5 protein-coding genes are annotated in these 5,856 nt (G+C 30.9%); 4 read left to right on the forward strand and 1 reads right to left on the reverse strand.

Going from position 1 to position 5,856, the window contains the following annotated elements:
* Positions 1–134: 134 nt before the first annotated feature.
* Together BLW20_RS14195 and BLW20_RS14200 are read left to right on the forward strand one after the other, a co-directional pair.
* Positions 135–374 carry a helix-turn-helix domain-containing protein gene (locus tag BLW20_RS14195; RefSeq protein WP_091102816.1) on the forward strand — a complete coding sequence of 80 codons (240 nt, stop codon included), beginning with the start codon at positions 135–137 and terminating at the stop codon, positions 372–374.
* Positions 371–1,489, forward strand: coding sequence for a nuclease (locus BLW20_RS14200; protein WP_143037825.1), 1,119 nt, complete (start codon positions 371–373; stop codon positions 1,487–1,489). Before BLW20_RS14195 ends, BLW20_RS14200 begins: the two co-directional genes overlap by 4 nt.
* On the opposite strand, the gene BLW20_RS14205 is transcribed toward BLW20_RS14200, so the two are convergent.
* Positions 1,476–3,248 carry an Eco57I restriction-modification methylase domain-containing protein gene (locus BLW20_RS14205; protein WP_091102821.1) on the reverse strand — a complete coding sequence of 591 codons (1,773 nt, stop codon included), beginning with the start codon at positions 3,246–3,248 and terminating at the stop codon, positions 1,476–1,478. The two genes, BLW20_RS14200 and BLW20_RS14205, sit on opposite strands and share 14 nt — an antisense overlap.
* A 136-nt stretch (positions 3,249–3,384) precedes the next feature.
* Between BLW20_RS14205 and BLW20_RS14210 the strand changes: the two genes are divergently transcribed.
* Positions 3,385–4,176: a hypothetical protein gene (locus BLW20_RS14210; RefSeq protein WP_091102838.1), complete on the forward strand. Its 792-nt coding sequence runs from the start codon at positions 3,385–3,387 to the stop codon at positions 4,174–4,176.
* Positions 4,177–4,182: 6 nt separating this feature from the next.
* Positions 4,183–5,442: an AAA family ATPase gene (locus BLW20_RS14215; RefSeq protein ID WP_091102834.1), complete on the forward strand. Its 1,260-nt coding sequence runs from the start codon at positions 4,183–4,185 to the stop codon at positions 5,440–5,442.
* Positions 5,443–5,856: the final 414 nt, after the last annotated feature.

The following is a 5,856-nucleotide window of genomic DNA, read 5'->3' on the forward strand; positions in this document are numbered from 1 at the left end:
AACGCTTTTGCACCACATTTAATTTTACCTAACCGCAACCAAGCCCACCCACCACCCTTTTTTACAAATTTGATACTTATAGTCCGTGGACTTATTTACATCTATTTCGGAACTTTGCATTTCAAATTACCGATATGGGAGCGACATATTCTGAAAGTGAAAAAAACTATTTAGAACAAATAGGAAATCAAATACGAGAACTTCGTATTGAAGCCGACTTATCTCAAGAAAAATTAGCTTTTGCTTGTGACCTTGACAGAACTTACATCGGTTCTGTTGAAAGAGGCGAAAGAAATATCTCTGTCATCAACCTACGAAAAATTGCAAAAGCATTAAAAACAAAAGTTCCTATTTTATTAAACATTGAAGAATGAATAAAGATTTTAAGACTCCACCAAAGTCAGTCAAAATACTAACTCAACGCGAAACATTAGTACAATACTTTTCTGAACTAGTAGGACAACCATTTATGCTAACTGGAAAAACAAGAACAGATGGTTCCAACGTTCGTAAATTAATTGCTTCTACTTTAGAAAAACATTCATTGCCTGAATTAGCAGAACAAGGAGAGTTTGAAATAGTTCCTCCCAAAGCAAAAGGAGTTCCAAAAATTGTAAGAGAATTTATTGACACTTATATTGTTACAAGCGGAACATCTTACAACTTACAAGTTTGGAATAGAATACCTGCAACAGAAACCCTATTGATAAAATACGAATCGGGTGAAAGTTTAAAATGTAATGATGTACGTTTTGTTTTTGTGAGAATTGATACCGAAAAGAACGTTATCGCTTCTGTTATTATTCTTACACCCGAATACATTGAACAAAAATTTGGAAAGTTTGGCAAACCAACTATTAAACATCAATTACTAATTTCTGGAAAAGTAAGAAAAGATATTTATGGAAGTGAAGACAAAATCCTTTCCTTCCCCGATTCAAAAAAACTTTCTTATCAAATTCGCCACGATTACGAACCACCAAAGTCGGGAATGGTAGAAGAACCAGATATTAAACATTTATTCTCTATTGGTTTATTGAAAAAAATGGTTGCTGAAAAACTAATCGGATTTAAATTAGATGCAGCAGCAACTAAAAACAGAGGACAGGCATTAGAAAAGAAAGTACTTGAATTGTTAGGTTATGAAGTGAATGAAAATGACCTTTTGTATGGAGCTTTTCCTGATATTAGAAACCAATTGTTAGAAGTAAAAGTTCAAGATAGCCCAACAGTTGATTTGGGTAAATTCTCACCAGAAAAAGAGGAAATCGTTATTGAAGATTCAAATTTGACAACTTTTGATGTAAGATATTTGATAGCTTTAACTAATCCTAAAACGGAAATAATAGAGGGTATTATACTCTCCCCTGGAGAAAAATTAGGAGAGTTGTTTTCTTATGTTAGTGCAGAAAGTTATAAATGTCAACGAGCAATACCAATGTCATTTTTTGAAAAATATTACGGAAAATCCGTTTTTAATCCAAGCTAAAAACAGGTTCAACTCCAAAAGATTCAGCGACTAAAATTTCTAATTGGTTTTCCAATTTTGAAATTTTAGTTTCATCTTTAGTGTGATTAAGTTTTTTGACAATTGTAATTATTTCCTTTGATTTTTCCGATTTAAAATCAGGCAAAGGATATTTTTCTACATATTGCGTAAAATACCTTCTTCTACCCGAATACAATTTATTATTAAACACCAAATCGTGATATTTGGTCATTAGCTTTGAATTGGCAATTCCTTGAATCAACATTAGTTTTTCGACATCTTCATCTTTAGTTGCAACAATCCAATAGCAATTTCCATTTACGATTTTCCCACCATTATCAAAATAAAAACGAGGTTTTAAACTTATATCAGGAAAAACAAGTTTAGGAAACCTCCATTGGTCAGGTCGATGCGGAACCCATAATTCAAACCATTGTCTTCCTGCATCAATCAAATATTTTCTTGATTTTAATCTATCTTCGTGTTGAGTAAAATATTTTTTTGCTTTTGGATATTTTTCAATATCTACCGTTTGTTTTTCACCATTAACTGAAATATGAGGATAAAGAACTTTTAATTTAAAATTTTCTTTTGCATTCCAAGGTTCAATATTTTCTTGTGAAATCAAATCTTTCAATAATTCATTTTCGGGCTTTGTTCCGTTTAATTCTTCCCATTTATCGCTGATAAAAACTTTATCTGCCGTTGATTTAATACCAACTTTCACTTTGAAAAAATCTTCTACCCTATTTTTTGATGCTTTATCAATTTTAGAAACCCAATCTGATTCATCTCCCGATAACATTTCCCAACAAGAAGTTGAACCAACTTTGTATTTTAATGCTCCCGATGATTTTTTATACCGCTTTCCATTTTCTGTTACAAAGTAACCCGATTGATTATTTTTTAAAATATCAAAGACTGTTTCAACAGAAATTAAATCGCCCTTGTAGCCATTTAATTCTTCATAAATCTTGATGAAACTTGCCGATGATGGTGATTTTTGTTTTTTCTTTCTACCAATAAAAATAGCAGGTAATACGGCAGCATCAAACAATTTTGTATCTCCTAAATCTATCAATTCTAAAATTTCATAGTTTTCAGACAAAAATTTACGAATACTTTCACCACTTTTAGTCGATAAATAACGATTGGATGTTATTACTCCAAGTATTCCGTTTTCTTTTAAACTCTCGGTCATCGCCATTAAAAACGGATAATACAAATCAACCCTACCTTTCAAATTAAATTTTCGAGCAAGATTCTGTGCCTGTTCAGTTCCTAAAATTTGAGTGCGAACATAAGGCGGATTGGCAATTACAATATCAAATGAATTATTAACAGAAGATGTACATTCATCAAATAATGACGGTGTATTTCGAGTACTTGACAGGTCAACAGACAATAAAAAATCTTCGTGAATTAAATCAGATTTCTTCTTTCCAAAACACAACAAACGGTCTTTTGAAAAACTCAAATATTGCTCGTTAGCATCATAACCAGTTAGCGAAAAATCAATTGCTTTTTCATTCAGAACTTCTCCCATTGCAACTAATAATTCGCCCTCTCCACAAGCAGGGTCAAGAACACGGTTACTTGTTGATTTAGCATACAACGCAATTCTTTCAGCCAAAAAAACAGCAAGTTCTTTCGGTGTAAAAGTTGCTCCAGTATTTTTTATTTGCTCTTTAGTTGCCATCTCTACAAAGATACTTAAAATCATCAATACTGCAAGGTATAAATCTACAAAAATTATCATTAAGACTTGCAGGGTAATTATTTTTGAGCAAAACCTAATCCTAAATTCGTAAATTAGCAGTTTCAAATCAATACCAGTCAAACAAATGATTTTCAATATATACTACATAAACTTTCCGAAAGTTTATGAAATAAAAATGATGCTTAGCAATGTAATTTCTTTGAATAAAGAAATTACCAAAGATGTTGCAGGGGAAAGTCAGGCATCTATGAAAACTAAACTCGGTATCAACTTTATGGATTGGTTTAAATTGGGTGAAGTAGAAGCGTCCGGAGAGTTAAAAGGTTCAGGCTCGAAAAAGGTATTTGAAACCTTTGAAATTAAAACAACTAAATCCGTAATTCTAAACGATATAATTGAAAAATCTAAGATTGTAAAAGATTTTTCTTCTATTGAAGAAGGTGAATTACTTAGAATTGACAATGTTAAATTAAGTCTTGAAAACGAAGATGAATTACGAATTGTGAAATTTATCAATAGTGGTGCAATGAAAGATTTAGTTGTACCAGGAGCTAACGGATTTGATATGAATAATCTTTTTAATTCAATGTTTAAAGATTACGCTTATAAAATCAAAGGAAATTTTAAAGATGACGATAATATACTAATTAAAATTCCATTAACTTTTGAAAGTGAATTTGAAAGTTCTTATAGTGTAGATGATTTGTTTGTAGGTAAAGTTTCGGTAATAGGATTGTACAAAGGAAAAATCAAAGTTGATGACTTAAAAAACTCATTCCAATATTTTCAGGAACTTGGTCAATTACAAAATGCTTTCCCTTTAAATAAAGAAGATGAAGAGATAGAAGAAAGTCATTATAAAATTAGTGAAGTCAATAATCAGTTTACTTTTAAAAGTTCTGGAGACGGAAATGAATATCATTATATTGATTTGCTTGCAATTATCCAAAATGTAAATATAAAATAATCATAAATGGATAAAGTTTTACTGTTTTACGAGAAAGATGATTATTATGACTTCAAAGATTCAAAAACTTTGGAGGGTTATTCAATTATAAGTGTTACCAAATTAATTCACAACTTATCTTTGATTAAAGAATTTGATACAAATAGTGAAATAATCGACCTTTCTGCTCTTACTGAATACAATAGCATTCAATCCATTTTTGAGCAGATGATATATCAATTTGAAGAAACGCCTATTTTTATTTGCGATGTCTCTAAAAGAGAAAAATTAGAATACGAGCTACGTTTTATATTTGATGAATTTCAAAATGTAGATAGAGAGACCTTTGTAAAAAAAGAGAAAGAAACAGAATTACTAAATAACGAAAAGCAATTAGTATCTAAAAGACACAAGAAAATAATTGACCTAAACGATGATGAATTAAGTCAGTTCTTCAGCGAATTTAGAAATAGACTTTACGGACATTCCAAATTCAAAGATGATTTTGAACAGCAAATCAGAACATTTCGGGTATTCAATAAATTAGGAGAACACAAGATTTTGTCCCTTTTTCTAATGGGAGAATCTGGTGTTGGAAAAACAGAAGTAGCAAGAACAATTTTTAATTGCTTGAAAGGAGAAAAGAAACTTGCAAAAATAAATTTTGGAAATTATAGTAATGAATTTTCGCTAAGTTCATTAATCGGCTCAGCAAGAGGATATATCGGAAGTGATGACGGTGAAATCTTTATGAAAGTAAGGGAAACAGATATGGGGATTTTATTAATTGATGAATTTGAAAAATCTAACTCAACTCTATTCAACTATTTTTTGGAAGTCTTAGAAAGTGGAAAAATGACAAGTTCATTAGGAGAAGAAATGGATTTGAATGGTTTTATTATCGTATTTACTTCAAACATTTCAAAAGAGGATTTCAAAAAAAGAATTTCCCCTGAATTAAGGTCAAGATTTGATTATAAGTGTATTTTCACTTTGTTAAGCGACAACGACAAAATGAAGTATATAGAGTTTAGGGCTGAAAGTATTAGTAAAAAGGTAAAATCGGAATTTAAAATAGACTTGGGAGAACAATTAAAAGCATATCTTTCAACTTGTATAAATGTATCTTCTTACAAAAATATGAGAGATATAAACAAACAAATAAAAAAGGAATTTTTGACATATCTTTCGATATACCAATCCAATCAAGATGAAAATATTGAAATACAAAACAATACGACCAAAGTTGGCTTTACAAGAAAACTTTTGAATATTCTTAATGGTTAAAGGAATTAGTAAAATGCTCAACAACTAAATCCACACTTTGGTAGCACATTTGCATTTTTTCAACCGCACAAAAGCCAAACAAAAATGCAAAAGAGCTACCAACCCAACGCTCAACAAAGCGACCGAAAAGAGCCACTACCGATAACAAGGGTTTGGCGAAATGGCGGGTTAAGTGTAAAATTCAATGTCAGTAATTCTATCACCGCATAAGCCATTTTTATTTCCTTTTTTTTGTAATTTAGCAAATAGAAAATGGCTTATGCTACTGTTGTGCAAAACTGAAACTTCGTGCTTCTATTTCCGCCACTGTCGCCAAGCCCCGAACCGTCAGGCTGTGAAAAAAGTCCTTTTCAGCAAGGAAACAGCTTGTAGAATGAATTTATACACACTTATAAGGTGCTTTTAGAGCACCTA

Origin of the sequence: Paenimyroides marinum (genome assembly GCF_900108395.1) — a bacterium.
Taxonomy (GTDB): Bacteria; Bacteroidota; Bacteroidia; order Flavobacteriales; family Flavobacteriaceae; genus Flavobacterium; species Flavobacterium marinum.

Bases quoted from the DNA above. Each gene is read 5' to 3' on its own strand.
- BLW20_RS14205 (WP_091102821.1), bottom strand. From the start codon at position 3,248: ATGATAATTTTTGTAGATTTATACCTTGCAGTATTGATGATTTTAAGT.
- BLW20_RS14195 (WP_091102816.1), top strand. From the start codon at position 135: ATGGGAGCGACATATTCTGAAAGTGAAAAAAACTATTTAGAACAAATA.
- BLW20_RS14210 (WP_091102838.1), top strand. From the start codon at position 3,385: ATGATGCTTAGCAATGTAATTTCTTTGAATAAAGAAATTACCAAAGAT.
- BLW20_RS14200 (WP_143037825.1), top strand. From the start codon at position 371: ATGAATAAAGATTTTAAGACTCCACCAAAGTCAGTCAAAATACTAACT.
- BLW20_RS14215 (WP_091102834.1), top strand. From the start codon at position 4,183: ATGGATAAAGTTTTACTGTTTTACGAGAAAGATGATTATTATGACTTC.